Source organism: Rhizobium leguminosarum (assembly GCF_019798305.1).
In the GTDB taxonomy this organism is placed as follows: domain Bacteria; phylum Pseudomonadota; class Alphaproteobacteria; order Rhizobiales; family Rhizobiaceae; genus Rhizobium; species Rhizobium leguminosarum_U.
The window spans coordinates 228,272-244,774 of the sequence record NZ_JAAXDD010000010.1; the positions used below are offsets into that span (position 1 = coordinate 228,272).

Genomic DNA, 16,503 nt, shown 5'->3' on the forward strand with positions numbered 1-16,503 from the left:
AGAGTTGATGGAAAAGAGCGCAACCCGCATCGACTGGATCGGCAAAAGCTGCCGGCTGCTTAAGGCGACGGCGGCTGAATTCGAGCGAACGCGCCCCTTCGAGGGCCTGTCGATCGGCACCGGCATCCATCTCGAGCCGAAGACCGTGGCGCTGCTGATGACGCTTCGCGCCGGCGGCGCACGTCTCGTCTGCACCGGCAATCTCAACAGCACCCAGCCTTCGACCGTCGAGTTCCTGCGCTCCCAGGGCGCCACAGTCTTCGCGACGCAAACGACCGATCCCGCCGCGCATCATCGGAGCCTTGAAGCGGTCATTGCCGAAAAGCCGGATCTGCTCCTCGATAATGGCGGCGATCTCTTCGCCATTGCGGCGGAAAAGCCCTACGCCAATCTCCGCGGCGGCACCGAGGAAACCACCTCTGGCCGCACCCGCCTGCTGCCGCTGCGCGAGCGGCTGAACATGCCGATCCTCGTCATCAACGACAGCCCGATCAAGCAGTTCGCCGAAAACAGGCATGCCGTCGGCCAGAGCCTGTTCGAAAGCTACCTGCGCTTCACCAACCGCTCAACCAACGGCAAACGCGTGACCGTCTTTGGCTATGGCGCCTGCGGCAAGGGCACGGCTGCCTGTTTCCGCAATGCCTTTTCCACCGTCAGCGTCGTCGATATCGATCCGGTGACGACGCTCGAAGCTCATCTCGATGGTTTCGTCACGCCGCTGCGCGACGCAGCGATCCGCTCGGCCGATATCATCGTCACCGTCACGGGTTTTGCCGGTATCGTGACGGCGGCCGACCTGCCGCTCGTCAAGGACGGCGCGATCCTGATGAATGGTGGCCATTTCCCGCACGAGATCGATGTCGAAGCCTTCCGACGCCACCCCGATGTCATCGGCATCGACCGCTATGAGGCCGATCATATCGAGACCTTCCATCTAAGCGACGGCCGCTCCTTCCATGTGCTCGGCGGCGGCCACATGGCCAATCTCGCCGGACCGCGGCCGCTCGGCAATACGGTCGAATCGATGGATCTCGGCTTCACCCTTCAGGCCCGCTGCCTGGAACGCATCGCCAGGGGTGAGGCCGATCCCCAATCCTGCATCGTGCCTGTGCCCACTGATATCGATGCGATGGTGGCGAACGCCTACCTCGATCTCGCGCGTTGATTCCCTCGTCGTCGAGATCAGTGGATCTCGACGACGAGCTTCCCGTCTGCCTGCCGGTCTTCGAGCAGCCGATGCGCCTCAGCTGTATCGGCAAGGCTGAAGCGGCGCGGGTCGAGCTTCGGCATCACCTTGCCGGCTTCGACGAGCTTCGTCATCTCCCGCATGATCTCACCGTGATGGGCGCGTCCCTCGCCGGTCAGAAGCGGCAGCAGCGTGAAGACGCCGGAATAGGTGGCCGCCTTGAAGGAGAGCGGCGCCAGCGCGTGGCTTCCCCAGCCGAGGCAGCTCACGACATGGCCGAACCGGCTGACGGCTTGGAATGCCGTATCGAGCCCCTGGCCGCCGACCGTATCGTAGACCAGATCGAAACCCTTGCCGCCGGTGTGTCTTGCGACGTAGCCTTCTACCGTTTCCGCGCCACGATCGATCGGGGTTGCGCCAAGGCCGGCGAGATAGTCCGCTTTCGAAGCGCTGTCGACGACATAGACCTCGGCTCCCACAGCCTTGGCGATCTGCGCGACGATATGGCCGACACCGCCGCCGCCAACCACGAGAACCTTCTGGCCGGCCCTGACCCCGGCGCGGTCGACCAGCCCTTCCCAGGCGGTGATCGAGATCAACGGCAGGGCGGCTGCCTCGCGCATCGACAGATTCTGCGGCTTTGTCGCCAAGAGCGCGGCGTCGACAGCTGCAAATTCGGCAAGCGATCCCTGAATGCCGCCGACCCCGCCGGTCATGCCGTAGACCGCATCGCCGCGGCGGAAACCGCCGACGCCAGTTCCGATCTCTTCGACAACACCGGCCATATCGATACCGACAATGGCAGGAAGCGGATGGCGCGCATGGGCCGCATTGTCGGCCCGGATCTTGAGGTCGAGCGGATTGACGCCGCTTGCCATGATGCGCACCAGAACCTGGCCTGCGCCGGGCACCGGTTTTGCAATATCGGCGATGCGCAATGGTGAATTCGGCGCTTCCGCCAGCAGCGCTTTCATTGTTGATGGTGCAGACATGGAACTCTCCTTCGTTCGTGCGGTGTCTGTAGAGACCTCCGCAATGAGTTTGTTCTGGAAGAACATGGTTCATTGAAACGCGAATGAAAATGAAAGATAACGACTGAAGTCCATGCATTTTTGTTTGGCGGATGCGAACGATGGAATGGAGCGACCTCAAACTGTTCCTGGCGATCGCGCGGTTCGGCACGTTGGGGGCAGCAGCCCGCAGCCTCGGATTGACGCAGCCGACGATGGGCAGGCGGCTGCGTGCCCTTGAAACCTCTCTCGGCCAGACGCTCTTTCAGCGCACGACTGATGGCTTCGTCCTGACGGATGAAGGCGCGGCCGTGTTCGCCGGCGCCGAACGGATCGAGGAGGAGGCGCTCGCCGTGGAGCGCGTCCTTGCCGGCGGCAGCCGACAGCTCGATGGGTTTCTCAGGCTGTCCTCATCCGACTGGTTCGGCGCGCATCTGCTTTCGCCGGTGCTGGCGGAATTCTCGCAAGTCCATCCGAAGGTGGTGGTCGAATTGTTGACCGACAGCCGGCTTCTCAGCCTATCGCGACGCGAAGCCGACCTCGTCTTCCGCATCCAGCCCTTCGCGGAAGCGGAGGTCATATCGCGCAAGCTCATCCATATCGAATACGGCCTTTACATCAGCCGCGGCGCGCTGCACCCCGAAGCCGGCGACGGCGCGGGCACCCGTCTCGTCACCATGGACGAGGCTTTCGGCGACATGCCGGATGTCGGTTGGCTGCAGCGCCTGTTGCCGCGGGCCGACATCGTCATGCGCAGCAACAGCCGCGATGTGCAGGCGTCGCTCTGTGTCAATGGCGCCGGGCTCGCCGTCCTGCCACGGCCGCTCGGCGATTCCCTTGCGACCATCGAACTCGTCGATCTCGGTGAACCGCCACCCGGCCGCGACACCTGGGTTGGCTATCACCGCGACATGAAGCGCTTGGCGCGGCTGCGCGCCCTGCTGGACCTCGTCATCGAGAGGCTGGCGCGCTGAACCGCCGCTGCCATCAGCGCTCCCAATAGGGGACGGGGCCGTAAAGCTCTGCCAAATAGTCGATGAACAGCCGCACCTTGGCCGGCAGAAACTGCCGGCTGGGATAGACGGCCGACAGCGCGACATTGTGCGAGCCCTCATAAGCCGACAGCACCTGCACCAGGCGGCCGGCTTTGAGCTCTTCGCCGATATCCCAGGTGGAGCGCAGCGCGATCCCAAGGCCGGCGATCACTGCCTCGCGGATCACCTCGCTGGAATTGGTGATCAGCATGCCTTCCGGCCTGAGACTCAGCGCCCCGTCCGGCCCGTTCAGTCGCCAGGTGTCGTTATTGTGGGCCGGCAGGCAGCGGTGGTGTTTCAGCTCGTCGATGTGCTTCGGATCGCCATGCGCTGCAAGGTAGCCCGGTGAAGCGCAGAGCAGCCGGCGCACCGGCGCCAGCCTTCGGGCAACGAGGCTCGAATCGGTGAGTTCGGCGATGCGGATCGCCAGATCGAAGCCGCCGCCGACGATGTCGCTGAATTCGTCGGTCAGCACCAGGTTGATCGCAAGCTCCGGATGCGCCTCCATGAAATCCTTCAGATGCGGCGCGATATGCATGCGCCCGAAGGAGGTCGGGGCCGAGATCTTCAGCGTGCCGTGCATCTGCGCCGAGCGGCCGGAAATATAGAATTCTGCCTCTTCGAGCCCGGCGAGAATGCCGAGAACGCGGTCGTAGAAGCCCTGTCCGGCCTCCGTCAGCGAGATCTGCCGTGTCGTGCGTTGCAGAAGCCGGGTGCCGAGCCGGTCCTCCAGCCGCTTGATCCGTTTGGAGACGACGGCCGGCGAAAAGCCGAGCGCCCGCCCGGCGAGCGACATGCTTCCGGTCGAAACGACCTTGGCAAAGATTTCGAGATCACCCAGATTGGTCATACGGTTTTGTGACTTTTTCCCCTTTTGGCATAAGTGCTTAGCATTTGCGCCACTTTCGGGAAAGTGCTAAGCCGGTTTATCGGCGGCAGGGAGGTTCGCGGCCGGTTTCCGTTGTCATCTTCCCGCTGTCATTCCCCGTCGTCGGGGCCAGGGAGAACGCCATGTCCGACGCCATTTCGTTTCTCGAGCCGCGCGCCGACGTGCTGGCACGCCGCGCCCAGATCGTCGCCGATCTGACCGATCTTCTGCCGCCGGAATGCCTGGTGCATGAGGCGCGCGAGCTGGTGCCGTTCGAAACCGACGCCTTCGTGTCCTACCGCCGCCTGCCGCTCGCCGTCGCCCTGCCGCGCACCACGGCTGAGGTTTCTGCCGTCATGCGATATTGCAACCGCTACGGCATTCCCGTCGTGCCGCGCGGCGCCGGCACTTCGCTCTCCGGCGGCGCCATTCCGCAGGAGGATGCGGTCGTGCTCGGCCTGTCGAAGATGAACAGCATCCTCGAAATCGATCTGCCGAACCGCGTCGCCGTGGTCCAGGCCGGCGTCACCAATCTCAATATCTCCGAATCCGTCTCCGCGGACGGCTTTTTCTATGCGCCCGATCCGAGCTCGCAGCTTGCCTGCACCATCGGCGGCAATATCGGCATGAATTCCGGCGGCGCCCACTGCCTGAAATATGGCGTCACCACCAATAATCTGCTCGGCGTCAGGATGGTGCTGGTCGACGGCACGGTGATCGAGCTTGGCGGCAAGGCGCTGGATGCGGCGGGCTACGACCTGCTCGGCCTCGTCTGCGGCCATGAAGGCCAGCTCGGCATCGTCACCGAGGCGACGGTGCGGTTGATCGCCAAGCCGGAAGGTGCGCGCCCGGTGCTCTTCGGCTTCGAGAGCTCGGAGGAGGCTGGCGCCTGCGTTGCCGATGTCATTGCCGCCGGCATCATCCCGGTTGCAATCGAATTCATGGACAAGCCGGCAATCGAGATCTGCGAGGCCTTCGCTCATGCCGGATATCCACTCGATGTCGGTGCGCTTTTGATCGTCGAGGTCGAGGGGTCGGAAGCGGAGATGGACGCCGCGCTGAAGGACATCGTCGAGATCGCCCGCCGGCACGCTGTCAAGATCGTACGCGAATGCCAGTCGGCGACCGAGGCGGCTCTGATCTGGAAGGGTCGCAAATCCGCCTTCGGCGCCACCGGCCGCATCGCCGACTATATCTGTATGGACGGCACCGTGCCGCTCAGCCAGCTCTCCCACGTGCTGAAAAGAACCGCCGAGATCGTCGATCATTACGGCCTGCGCGTCGCCAACGTCTTCCATGCCGGCGACGGCAATATGCATCCGCTCATCCTCTTCAACGCCAATGATCCCGAGGATGCCGCACGTGCCGAGGCGGCCGGCAACGATATTCTTCGGCTGTGCGTCGATGCCGGCGGCTGCCTCACCGGCGAACATGGCGTCGGCATCGAGAAGCGCGACCTGATGCGCCACCAATATTCCGAGGCCGATCTCGCCCAGCAGATGGCAGCGCGCGCCGCCTTCGATCCCGGCTGGCTCCTCAATCCGTCGAAGGTCTTCCCGCTCGAAGGGCGCCCCGCGGCATGATCGATCTGATGCCGACGAGCGAAGAAGAGGCAGCAGCGATCGTCCGCGCCCATGCGGAGAGCGGCCGGCCGTTGGCGATCTGCGGCGGCAATACCCGCTCGGGCTTCGGCAATGCCGTTATCGCTGAGGATCGGCTGCGCTCGACCGGGCTTATCGGCATCGTCGCCTATAATCCCGGCGAAATGGTCATGACCGTCCGATCGGGCACGCCGCTGGCCGAGGTCGAGGCGGCCCTTTCGGAGAACGGCCAGATGCTCGCCTTCGAGCCGATGGATCATCGCACGGTGATGGGCACATCGGGCGAGCCGACCATCGGCGGCGTCTTTGCCGCCAATGTCTCCGGTCCGCGCCGCCTGATCGCGGGTGCCGCCCGCGACAGCCTGCTCGGTGCGCGCTTCGTCAACGGCAGGGGCGAGATCATCAAGGCCGGCGGCCGGGTGATGAAGAATGTCACCGGCCTCGATCTCGTCAAGCTGATCGCCGGCTCGCACGGCACGCTAGGTTTTCTCACCGAGGTCACCTTCCGTGTGCCGCCGCGCCCGAAGACGGAGCGGACGGTGGTGCTATCGGGCCTCAACGACGCCGAGGCGGCAAACGCCATGGCGGCGGCGATGGCCTTGCCGGTCGAAGTCTCGGGTACAGCGCATCTGCCCTTGACAGTGAAGTGGAAATTCCTCGCCGGCAAATTGCCCGAGGGCGAAGCGACGGTTCTGCGTATCGAAGGCCTGCCGGGCTCGGTCGACGTGCGCATCGAAAAGCTTGCGGCGGCAATGTCGGGCTTCGCCACGGTCACGCGGCTGGAACAGCCGGAAAGCGCCAGGCTCTGGCAGGAAATCCGCGACGTCCTGCCCTATGCCGACGGCACGGCGCGGCCGGTCTGGCGCGTCTCGGTCGCCCCTGGCACCGGCCATCAGCTGGTTGCAGCCCTCCGCCTCGAGGCCGGCATCGACGCCTTTTACGACTGGCAGGGCGGCCTCGTCTGGATGCGCATGGAGGAAGGCCCGGAAGCCCAGCTGGTCCGTCGCTACATCAAGGCGCTCGGCGGCGGCCACGCGACGCTGATCCGTGCATCGGAGCAGGCGAGGGCGGTTACATCAGCCTTCCATCCAGAGTCCGAGGCGGTGGCGATGCTGTCCCGGCGGGTGAAGGAGAAATTCGATCCGGCTGGCATATTCAATCCGGGGAAGATGGGGTGAGGGAGAAGATGAGTCTGTGCACGGGTTACCCCCCTCTGTCCTGCCGGACATCTCCCCCACAAGGGGGGAGATTGGCTGGGGGCTATGACTTCCCCAAACAATTCGGGCACTGCGACTGCGACACGGCAGATAGGAAGCGATGGTCCAACCTCTTGTCGATCTCCCCCCTTGTGGGGGAGATGTCCGGCAGGACAGAGGGGGGTATTCCAGGCACAACGCCCGACATCCAAAAGCGGAGATCCCGCTAAATGCAAACCAACTTCACCCCGACCCAGCTGCTCGACCCCGATGTCGCCGAATCCGAGCAGATTCTGCGCAAATGTGTCCATTGCGGTTTCTGCACCGCCACCTGTCCCACCTATGTGATGCTCGGCAACGAGCTCGACAGCCCGCGCGGCCGCATCTACCTGATCAAGGACATGCTGGAAAACGGCCGGCCCGCCGACGCCGAGGTCGTCACTCATATCGATCGCTGCCTCTCCTGCCTTGCCTGCGTCACCACCTGTCCCTCCGGCGTCGATTACATGCATTTGGTCGATCATGCCCGCGCCCATATCGAAAAGACCTACAAACGCCCGTTCATGAACCGGCTGACGCGCGCCATTCTTGCCGCCGTGCTGCCCTATCCCGCCCGCTTCCGCCTGGCGCTCAATCTCGCCCGTCTCGGCCGGCCCTTCGCCGGTCTGATGCGCGGTGGCGCGCTGAAACCCTTCGCTGCTATGCTGGCCCTTGCGCCGCGCCGCATCCCCGCTGCTTCGCCCTTCGCAAAACCCGGCAGCTACCTGCCCGAGACGGAACGGCGCGGCCGGGTGGCGATCCTTTCCGGTTGCGCCCAGCCGGTGCTCGATCCCGGCATCAACGCGGCGGCGATCCGGCTGTTGACGCGGCTCGGCGTCGAGGTCGTGCTGCCGGAAGGGGAGGTCTGCTGCGGCTCGCTGGTGCATCACATGGGCCGCGCCGAACAGGCGCTCGAAAGTGCCCGCGCCAATGTCGATATCTGGACGCGCGAGATCGACGGGCAGGGCCTCGACGCGATCATCATCACCGCTTCGGGCTGCGGCACGACGATCAAGGATTACGGCCACATGCTGCGCCTCGACCCCGCCTATGCTGCAAAGGCGGCGAGGGTCTCGGCACTCGCCAAGGACGTCACCGAATATCTTGCGACCCTCGATCTGCCGGCGCACGTGCCGAAGGGCATCACGGTCGCCTATCATTCCGCCTGTTCTATGCAGCACGGCCAGCGGATCACCCAAGCGCCGAAGCAATTGCTGAAAGCGGCGGGCTTTGCGGTGCGCGATCCGGCCGAAGGCCATCTTTGCTGCGGCTCTGCCGGCACCTACAACATCATGCAGCCGGAGATCTCGGCGGCGCTGAAGGCGCGCAAGGTCAAGAACATCGAGGCCGCCAAGGCCGATGTCATTGCCACAGGCAATATCGGCTGCATCACCCAGATCGCCACCGGCACCGGCATTCCAATCCTGCATACGGTCGAACTGCTCGATTGGGCCTATGGCGGCGCTGTGCCGGAAAAATTAACAGGTTTGCCGTTAGGCTGAAGCTTGCGAAGGCCCATCGGGCCGGTCTCGGGAGTTTAGACGATGTGGCGGGGAATGATTGTGCTTGCGGGACTGCTCGGTGCGGCAGGCACCGCCCATGCAAATAGCCGCTATTTCTGTTCCGCCGATGACAAGGAAGCGCGATTCACGCTCGAAAGTGGTTTCGAAAGCGATGCCGGCCACAAGCTCAACCATTTCCGCGGCGCGTTGATCGTCAAGGATGACGCTCAATCGACCGTATTCGGAAAGCGTGTTTTCGAATCGCAGCACCTGACCAATCACTGGTCGCACGACGGCGAACTGCTTATGGAGGTCTTTGACGGCGGCAGTGACGATACCGACGGAGCAACGCTGGATCTGGTGGTCGTCGCCGGTGAGCGCGGCAAGCCGGCGGCAAATTTCAGCGGCACCTATTCCCTGACAATCGAAGGCGCCGACAAACCCTATGCCGTCGAGGGCAAGGTCAGCTGCGGCACCAAATAGCGCCGCAGCCGAAATTTATTCTTACCAGTGGAATGAAACGCCGACGTTGACGGCATTCGTGAAGATGTTGGTCTTCAGGTCCACGCCGCTGTCGATCGGAACGTCGATGCGCGAATAGGTGCCCTTGTATTCGACGAAGGTCGACCAGCGCTCGGTCACCTTGAAGTCGACACCGGCCTGGGCCTGCAGTGTCACGCCGCCGAATTCATAGGCCCAGGTCTTGCCCTCAGGGCGAATTACTTCGACATGCGGAATGTTCACGCCGATACCGGCGCCGAGATAGGGCGTCCAGCGGCGGGTCGGATCCTGGAAACGGTAGAGACCATTCACCGTGATCAGGTTCAGGCCGTCGGTGAATTCGAAATGCGACCAGCCGGTCTTGGCCAGCGTATCGTCGTCGGCATAAACCTTGTCATGGGTATAATCGAGCGAGATACCCCAATTCGGTTTGTTGAAGTTCTCGAGCCACCAGGTGACGCGGCCGCCGTAATAGGGCGGGGCGCCGAAGGACTTGCCTTCCCAGCCGGCGGTAAAATGCGTGCCGTCGGAGAGATCGACGCCGCTATGCGGTGCGGTCTGATAGCCGCCGTAGATGGAGAATTGCAGGTCTTCCGCCGAGGCGGAGGCTGCCGAACAGATTGTCAAAAACGCGATGCCCGCAAGCAGGGAAGCGGAGGAACGCAGCGCATATATCATTGAATAGCCCCGATATAAATGTGTCGACTCTTAGGCAGGTTTGCCAGCTTTCGGCCGCAAAGTCTAAGCAAAACAAAAGGCGCGTCAAAATGCGCCTTTCATTTTTTTCGTAGGTGTTGCTCAGCCGCCAAACATCGTGCGCAGCACGTCGATACCCCGGTCCTCGAACGCCACCTTGCCCTGCCTATTGCCGGGGCCGATGACGATCACCTTCGTGCCGACAGGCGCGCGCTCGTAGAGATGCGTCACATCCTCGTTCATCATCCGGATGCAGCCCGAAGACATGTTGAGGCCGATCGTCCAGGGCTGATTGGTGCCGTGAATACGGAAGATCGTGTCGCGGCCACCCTGGTAAAGATACATGGCGCGGGCGCCGAGCGGATTGTCCTCGCCGCCTTCCTGGAAAGCGGGGATCATGTGTCCCTTGGCGGCTTCGCGGCGGCGCATCTCGGCCGGCGGCGTCCAGGCTGGCCATTCGGCCTTGCGGCCGATCTTGACAATCCCCGACCAGCCGAAGCCATCGCGGCCGACGCCGATACCGTAACGGGTGGCGCGATTGTTGCCTTCGACGAGGTAGAGATACTTGTTGTTGGTATCGATGATGACGGTGCCGGCCGCTTCCGTCGTCATCAGGCGCACTTTCTTGCGCTTGAACTGCGGCTTCACGTATTTCGGCATCTGCGCCACGCGCACGATCTGTGCCGGGGCCCGTGCATTGTCGGGCGCGGAGCCGGCAGGCGCTGCAAAGGCGGATGTAGACATCAAGGACAGGACAAGTCCGGCAGCAGCCAGACCCGGCATTAGTTTGATCATGATCGATTCCCCTCAAGCAAATCCGCTCGAAGCTACATGAACTTCTGCCTGATTCAAGATCGGCGTGGCCGGATACAGCAATTTGGAGAAGGAAGCCGGCTGTTCTTGCGGCTCCTACTGCATAATTCATCCTCAAATCGGAATCGACTTTAGGAAAAGTTATGCAGCAATTTAAAGGTTACAGCGTCCTTTGCGCATCTGACATGACATGCGTCGCTGTAAGTATTGGCCCACCTTTACATGACGATGACGCGGGTTCCCACACTGACGCGGTCGTAGAGGTCGACGACGTCTTCGTTGCGCAGGCGAATGCATCCGGAGGAGACGGCGCTGCCGATCGACCAGGGCGCGTTGGTGCCGTGGATGCGGTAAAGCGTCGAGCCAAGATACATGGCGCGCGCGCCGAGCGGGTTTTCCGCGCCGCCGTCCATGCGCGCCGGCAGGTAATGACCCTTGGCGGCCTCGCGGCTGATCATCTCGGAAGGCGGCGTCCAGTCCGGCCATTCGGTCTTGCGGGTGATCTTGTGGGCGCCTGCCCATTCGAAGCCCGGCTTGCCGACGCCGACGCCGTAGCGGCGCGCCTTGCCGCCTTGCATCACCAGATAGAGGAAGCGGTTGTTGGTATCGATGACGATCGTGCCGGGCTTTTCCGTGGTGTCGTAATCAACCATCTGTGGCAGGTATTGCGGTTCGATCGGATGGCGGATCGACGGGATGCCGGGATTGATCGCCGAAACGGTCTGCGGTGACACCTGCGGCACCTGGCGCAGCATGCGGCGCTGGAAAAGGCCGCGCTGCTGCTGGCGGACGACCGGCCGCTGATAGACGACGGGACGAACCGTGCCGCCGCCCAGCTGGTTGATCCAGGGCGCGGTCAGATCGGGGCTGAGCACGACCGGCGGGCGGGTGGCGTAGCGGTCGTCTGCAAGGGCGGCCGTGGAGAAAAGGCCGAAGAGGGCTGCGGCAAGAACAAGCTGTTTCATCATCGGACGAACTCTCTACAAATGACCGAAAATGCGCTGACGGGACATGTCCGCCCGGGCGGAGATATTCCGCCCGGGAAGACGCTGCCACCCAATCCGCCAGCGAATGGTAAAGATCGATTCATCAAAAGCCGACCGATCGGATAAACTTTTCGTCAGGGTTACCGTTCGGTTTGGAAAGACGGTTTGCAAATGGTAAAGCCGGAATCAAGACGGAGAACGAAGCGGACCCCCGCAGAATGAAGGATCATGAGCGCGACAGGCATCATCATCGGCGAGGACGGCAGGAGCCGCTGCCACTGGCACGCCAATCTGCCCGACTATCTCAGGTATCATGACGAGGAATGGGGCCGCCCCGTCACCGATGACGTCCGTCTCTTCGAGAAAATCTGCCTCGAAGGTTTCCAGTCCGGCCTTTCCTGGCTGACCATCCTGCGCAAGCGCGAGAATTTTCGCGCCGCCTTTTCAGGTTTCGATTTCGAGAAGGTCGCCCTCTTCGGCGAAGGCGATGTCGCTCGTTGCCTTGCCGATGCCGGCATCATCCGTCATCGCGGCAAGATCGTCTCGACCATCAACAATGCCAAGCGTGCAATAGAGCTCAGGGACGAATTCGGCTCGCTCGCCCATTATTTCTGGCGCTACGAACCCGGCCATAATGAGCGGCCGGCAGTCGTCGATCGTGATCACATCGTCGCCAATCCGACGACGCCAACATCCGTGGTCATTTCGAAGGATCTGAAGAAACGCGGCTGGACCTTTGTCGGCCCGACCACAGTTTATGCTTTCATGCAGGCGATGGGTCTCGTCAACGATCATCTGGAAGGCTGCTTCTGCCGGCCCGAGGTCGAGGCGATGCGCACCGCCCTGGTTCGCCCATGAAAGATCACTCCGTGAGAACATTGATCGCCGCCGCCCTTTTCCTCCTGACGGTGTCCGCCATGGCGCAGACGCCGCAGCTCGATCCCGGCGAGAAGCTGGAGAAGCTGCAATTTCCGGCCGTCACCATGCAGTTGAAGGGCTGGACGAAGTTCGGCAATGGCCATGTCTATACGCTGCCGGTGCGCGCCGGCCAGCACATGAAGATCAGTTTTTCCAGCAAGAGCAAATTTGCCTTCCTGGCGATCTTCGACCTGTCGAAACCGGATGACGAGGCCTTCTTCGGTACCGACGAGGACGGCATGAGCTTCGAGACGACGGTCAAGGAAAACGCGACCTGGCTGCTGCGTCCCTATTATTCCAAGGTCTCGCCGCGCCGCGGTCTCGGCGCTCCCTTCAGCATCCTGATCGAGCCGTTGGCGGCTGCCCCGCAGCAGCCGAAACCGCCGGCCGAGCCGGAGCGCCCCTCGCTGTTCCCGAAGGCCCCGCCGAAGCCGCAATGAGGCTGAGGGTGCGCCCGGCTTAGCCGATCTGGTCGATCAGCTCGCGCAATTCGCCGAGATGGCCGATCTTGCGGAAACGTGGCGCTTCCGTCGGTTCGTCGACATGTTCCAGCACCCAGGTCAGTTCGTGCGGCACGAAGACGCCGTAGCTGCCGGCGGCGATCGCCGGCACGATGTCCGATTTCAGCGAATTGCCGACCATCATCGCCCGTTCCGGCCCGTCGCCGACCTTGGCGAAGATGCGGCGATAGGTGACGGCCGTCTTGTCGGAGACGATCTCGACGGCATCGAAGAAGTCGCCGAGCCCGGATTGGGCAAGCTTGCGCTCTTGGTCGAAGAGATCGCCCTTGGTGATCATGACAAGCAGATATTTGCCGGCCAGCACTTCCAGCGTGTCGCGCGCATGCGGCAGGGTCTCGACAGGATGGTTGAGGAGGTCGCGGCCGGTATCGAGGATCTTGGCGATCACGCTGGCCGGCACCTTACCCTCGGTAATCTCAATCGCCGTTTCGATCATCGACAGCGTAAAGCCCTTGATGCCAAAGCCATAGTGGCGAAGGTTGCGTTTCTCGGCCTCCAGCAGCCGTTCGGCAATCTTCGGTCCCTCGGCGAAATCGGCAAGAAGCCCGGTGAAATGCGCTTCCGTCAGCCGGTAATATTGTTCGTTCTGCCAAAGTGTATCATCGGCATCGAAGCCGATCGTGGTCAGTGCTCGCGTCGTCATATGCGCACCTCTTAAAATATGGCCGGCAATCTATCGGCGGCCTGTGTCGAGACAAGGGCATAGCCTCCGCAGAGCCAAGCTACGGCGTTGAAAAGCGCCGCCGCCGCACTACATGAAAATCGCCTCACCTTGCAGCCAGCCACGGCTGTGCCTGTCATATGCAGGCCAATAATCAAAAAATGAAGTTCTTGAGTTCGCAAGCCCCTCTTGCGGCAGACACAAAGGAATTTTTCCATGATGCGTTACAATCAACTCGGAAATACGGGACTTTTCGTCTCGGAAATCTGCCTGGGCACGATGACCTTCGGCGAAGCCAAGCAAGGCAGCGCCTGGGGCGCCATCGCCGACGTCGACCAGAATGCCGCCGACCGGATCGTCGAGCGCTCGCTTGCATCAGGCGTCAATTTCATCGACACGGCCGACGTCTATTCATCCGGCGAGTCCGAAAGGCTGCTCGGCCAGGCGCTGAAGAACCTCGACATCCCGCGCAAGGACGTCGTCATCGCCACCAAGGTCTACGGCGTCATGGGCGACAAGCCGAACGACCGCGGCGCCTCGCGCGGTCACATCATGGACTCGGTCGAGGCGAGCCTCGAGTGGCTGCAGACCGATCATATCGATCTCTATCAGATCCATGCGACCGATACGGTGACGCCGATCGAGGAGACGTTGCGCGCTTTCGACGATCTCGTGTCCCGTGGTCTCGTGCGCTATATCGGCGTCTCCAACTGGCAGGCCTGGCGCATTTCCAAGGCGCTCGGCCTGTCGGAGCGCCGCGGCTTTGCCCGTTTCGAGACCGTGCAGGCCTATTATTCCATCGCCGGCCGCGATCTCGAACGCGACATCGTGCCGATGATGCAGGAGGAAAAGCTTGGCCTGATGGCCTGGTCGCCGCTCGCCGGTGGTCTGCTCTCCGGCAAGTACGGTCCCGGCGCGCCCGGCAACGGCGAGGGCCGCCGCACCAGTTTCGATTTCCCGCCCGTCGACAAGGACAAGGCCTGGGCCTGCGTCGCCGTCATGCGTGAAGTCGCCGAAAAGCACGGCGTCAGCGTCGCCACCGTGGCACTCGCCTATATCCTCGCCAAGCCCTTCGTCTCCACAGTCATCATCGGCGCCAAGCGGGTCGACCAGCTCGACCAGAACCTTGCCGCCGTCAAGCTGAAGCTCGATGAAGATGATTTGAAGAGGCTCGACGAGGTGAGCGCCCTTGCCCCCGAATATCCGGGCTGGATGCTGTCTCGACAAGGCGCCGGCCGCCGCCCGGCCGATTTCGAGCCGAAGGACTGACCTCGCTAACATAAGTCTTGGGGAACGCCGGATTTCTCCCGGCGTTCCCCTTTTCACGAGTGATCGATTACTTGCCCTGGGTCTTGAGCCAGGCGTTCATCTCGGCGATCTCGGCTTCCTGCGCCTTGATGACGGCTTCGGCGAGCTTGCGGATATCGGGATCTTTTCCGTATTGCAGCTCGATCTTGGCCATATCGATCGCGCCCTGATGGTGCGGGATCATGCCGCGGACGAAATCCGCATCGGCATCGCCGCTATAGTCGATCATCATATCCTTGTGCATCTTGGCGTTGGCCTCGCTGAAGGCGTGGCTTGCCGCATCGTGGTTGCCCATCGGCTTGCTCATATCCATCGGTTTGTCTTCGGCAAGGACGGGAGCGGCAACGATCGCGAGCATTGCGGTGAGAGCGATGATTTTCAGAGACATGAGAGTTATTCCTTCCTCTGTCTGGCAATAGGTTTGCCGGGCGGCTGGGCCACCCGATTGGCATGGATTGCAGTGGTGTCAGGACAGTCGGGGAGGGGGCGGCTGCGGTGTCGGTTTGTCGTCATCGAGGGCACGGGCAAGCGCCGGGGCGGGATAGCCGAAGAGGGACTTTCCACTGGCCATGACCGTCACCGCCGGTGGCAGCAGCAGGCAGGCGGCGCAAAGCGGCATATGTGCGGGATTGCCGCTGGCGCACGGGCCTTTCGAGGGCTCAGTCTTGCCCACCGCCTCGGACACAGCCATGCCGTGCATTTCGTGATGCATGCCGGTTTCGACGGCAACCGGTGCATTCACCGACGCGCATGTCGGACAGCCCGCCCATGCGGACATGGCGCTGTAGATCAGCCAGCCGAGAAACATCGTGATGAGGACGAGCATGCGCATGCCGTTTTATAGGCGAATGCCGGATACAAGCCAAGCCGATCGGCGGTCACATCCTGGTCACCAAGCAGCGATGACCTTGTGCTCGATCTTATAATCCTTGCTCTCTTCGCCGAGCGGCGCAACCGGCCATGTCCAGGCGGCTTTTGCTGGCGGCGGCAAAACGCCATGCAGCAGGTCGGCCTCTTCATGGGTCCTGTCGTTGCGGTCGATGACGGCATAGGCGATGTCGGTCACCAGGCAGGTGCGGCAGGGAAGTCCCGCAAGCCCGGTCAGATGTGCCGCGATCAGCCTTTCCACCGTGTCTTCAGGCATTCGTCCGGCCTCGGCCTCATGGCGCCGTTTCACGCCGCGACCGATCTGCGACAAGAGGTTGGCGGAAACCACGAAATCGAGATAGGGCACGCGGCGCAGGAAGCCGAGCGGTTCGGGTTCGCGGCCGGCAGCAAGCTCATCATAGCCGGAGAGATCGCGCTCGATCAGCCGGACATTGCGATAGAATTTGGCCGACAGCCACAGGCGCAGCGAGGCGAGATGAACGAGATCGACCAGGACGACGGTGTCGAAATCGCGCGCCAGCACCTCGATCGGCACGTCGCGCAACAGGCCGGAGCCGAGGACGACGGCGGTCCGCTTCTGCCTGAGGTCGGCCGCCGCGGCCAGGATCGCCTTCCGGCTCATCTCCTCATGTTCGGCCCAATCCCCGGCGCAGCGCCCGGCCCGCGACGAGAGATTGACGGAATAGCGGATGAACTTTCGATGCGGCTTGCCGGTCAGCGGCAAGGTCGCGGCATAGAGAAGCGCCTCGGTGATCATGAGCATATCCGCATTTCT

The 16,503-nt window shown here is 62.6% G+C and carries 18 protein-coding genes; 9 read left to right on the forward strand and 9 right to left on the reverse strand.

The features are described 5' to 3' along the window. Positions 1-7: 7 nt before the first annotated feature. Complete coding sequence (locus tag HFO99_RS19525) at positions 8-1,165, forward strand: adenosylhomocysteinase (protein WP_222362997.1); 1,158 nt, start codon at positions 8-10, stop codon at positions 1,163-1,165. A gap of 17 nt (positions 1,166-1,182) precedes the next feature. Here HFO99_RS19525 and HFO99_RS19530 read toward each other — a convergent pair whose 3' ends face one another. After that, positions 1,183-2,178: a zinc-dependent alcohol dehydrogenase family protein gene (locus HFO99_RS19530; RefSeq protein ID WP_222362999.1), complete on the reverse strand. Its 996-nt coding sequence runs from the start codon at positions 2,176-2,178 to the stop codon at positions 1,183-1,185. A 140-nt stretch (positions 2,179-2,318) separates the two neighbouring features. Here HFO99_RS19530 and HFO99_RS19535 point away from each other — a divergent pair, with 140 nt between their 5' ends. Further along, the gene (locus tag HFO99_RS19535; RefSeq protein WP_222363001.1) at positions 2,319-3,170 is read left to right on the forward strand and encodes a LysR family transcriptional regulator; all 852 of its coding nucleotides are present in this window, start codon (positions 2,319-2,321) and stop codon (positions 3,168-3,170) included. 13 nt (positions 3,171-3,183) lie between these two features. Here HFO99_RS19535 and HFO99_RS19540 read toward each other — a convergent pair whose 3' ends face one another. Then, positions 3,184-4,080, reverse strand: coding sequence for a LysR family transcriptional regulator (locus tag HFO99_RS19540; protein ID WP_222363003.1), 897 nt, complete (start codon positions 4,078-4,080; stop codon positions 3,184-3,186). 161 nt (positions 4,081-4,241) lie between these two features. Between HFO99_RS19540 and HFO99_RS19545 the strand changes: the two genes are divergently transcribed. From HFO99_RS19545 to HFO99_RS19560, 4 genes are all read left to right on the forward strand, one after another. Continuing rightward, a complete protein-coding gene (locus tag HFO99_RS19545; RefSeq protein ID WP_222363005.1) occupies positions 4,242-5,681 on the forward strand; it encodes an FAD-linked oxidase C-terminal domain-containing protein in 1,440 nt (479 codons plus the stop codon). Further along, positions 5,678-6,877 carry a glycolate oxidase subunit GlcE gene (glcE, locus tag HFO99_RS19550; RefSeq protein WP_222363008.1) on the forward strand — a complete coding sequence of 400 codons (1,200 nt, stop codon included), beginning with the start codon at positions 5,678-5,680 and terminating at the stop codon, positions 6,875-6,877. Before HFO99_RS19545 ends, glcE begins: the two co-directional genes overlap by 4 nt. Positions 6,878-7,125: 248 nt before the next feature. Further along, positions 7,126-8,436, forward strand: a complete 1,311-nt coding sequence (glcF, locus tag HFO99_RS19555) for a glycolate oxidase subunit GlcF (RefSeq protein WP_222363010.1) — start codon at positions 7,126-7,128, stop codon at positions 8,434-8,436. Positions 8,437-8,478: 42 nt separating this feature from the next. Continuing rightward, a complete protein-coding gene (locus HFO99_RS19560; RefSeq protein WP_222363012.1) occupies positions 8,479-8,919 on the forward strand; it encodes a hypothetical protein in 441 nt (146 codons plus the stop codon). Between the two features lie 21 nt (positions 8,920-8,940). On the opposite strand, the gene HFO99_RS19565 is transcribed toward HFO99_RS19560, so the two are convergent. From HFO99_RS19565 to HFO99_RS19575, 3 genes are all read right to left on the reverse strand, one after another. Then, positions 8,941-9,615, reverse strand: a complete 675-nt coding sequence (locus HFO99_RS19565) for an outer membrane protein (protein WP_222333407.1) — start codon at positions 9,613-9,615, stop codon at positions 8,941-8,943. Between the two features lie 120 nt (positions 9,616-9,735). Then, positions 9,736-10,428 carry a L,D-transpeptidase gene (locus HFO99_RS19570; RefSeq protein ID WP_222310435.1) on the reverse strand — a complete coding sequence of 231 codons (693 nt, stop codon included), beginning with the start codon at positions 10,426-10,428 and terminating at the stop codon, positions 9,736-9,738. Positions 10,429-10,664: 236 nt separating this feature from the next. Then, entirely contained in the window at positions 10,665-11,414 is a 750-nt protein-coding gene (locus HFO99_RS19575) for a L,D-transpeptidase (RefSeq protein WP_222363014.1), read from the reverse strand. Positions 11,415-11,660: 246 nt separating this feature from the next. On the opposite strand from HFO99_RS19575, the gene HFO99_RS19580 reads away from it, so the two are divergent. Beyond that, the gene (locus HFO99_RS19580; protein ID WP_064249242.1) at positions 11,661-12,290 is read left to right on the forward strand and encodes a DNA-3-methyladenine glycosylase I; all 630 of its coding nucleotides are present in this window, start codon (positions 11,661-11,663) and stop codon (positions 12,288-12,290) included. After that, on the forward strand, positions 12,287-12,790 hold the full coding sequence (locus HFO99_RS19585) for a hypothetical protein (protein ID WP_222310433.1): 504 nt from the start codon (positions 12,287-12,289) through the stop codon (positions 12,788-12,790). Before HFO99_RS19580 ends, HFO99_RS19585 begins: the two co-directional genes overlap by 4 nt. 19 nt (positions 12,791-12,809) lie before the next feature. On the opposite strand, the gene HFO99_RS19590 is transcribed toward HFO99_RS19585, so the two are convergent. Next, on the reverse strand, positions 12,810-13,514 hold the full coding sequence (locus tag HFO99_RS19590; RefSeq protein ID WP_222363016.1) for an HAD family hydrolase: 705 nt from the start codon (positions 13,512-13,514) through the stop codon (positions 12,810-12,812). A 237-nt stretch (positions 13,515-13,751) separates the two neighbouring features. On the opposite strand from HFO99_RS19590, the gene HFO99_RS19595 reads away from it, so the two are divergent. Further along, positions 13,752-14,801: an aldo/keto reductase gene (locus HFO99_RS19595; RefSeq protein ID WP_222363111.1), complete on the forward strand. Its 1,050-nt coding sequence runs from the start codon at positions 13,752-13,754 to the stop codon at positions 14,799-14,801. Positions 14,802-14,868: 67 nt separating this feature from the next. On the opposite strand, the gene HFO99_RS19600 is transcribed toward HFO99_RS19595, so the two are convergent. The 3 genes from HFO99_RS19600 to HFO99_RS19610 all read right to left on the reverse strand — a co-directional run bounded on the left by HFO99_RS19600 (position 14,869) and on the right by HFO99_RS19610 (position 16,491). Further along, on the reverse strand, positions 14,869-15,228 hold the full coding sequence (locus HFO99_RS19600; RefSeq protein WP_222363018.1) for a DUF305 domain-containing protein: 360 nt from the start codon (positions 15,226-15,228) through the stop codon (positions 14,869-14,871). 78 nt (positions 15,229-15,306) lie between these two features. Further along, the gene (locus tag HFO99_RS19605) at positions 15,307-15,672 is read right to left on the reverse strand and encodes a hypothetical protein (protein ID WP_222363020.1); all 366 of its coding nucleotides are present in this window, start codon (positions 15,670-15,672) and stop codon (positions 15,307-15,309) included. Positions 15,673-15,729: 57 nt separating this feature from the next. Then, positions 15,730-16,491, reverse strand: a complete 762-nt coding sequence (locus HFO99_RS19610) for a hypothetical protein (protein ID WP_222363022.1) — start codon at positions 16,489-16,491, stop codon at positions 15,730-15,732. Positions 16,492-16,503: the final 12 nt, after the last annotated feature.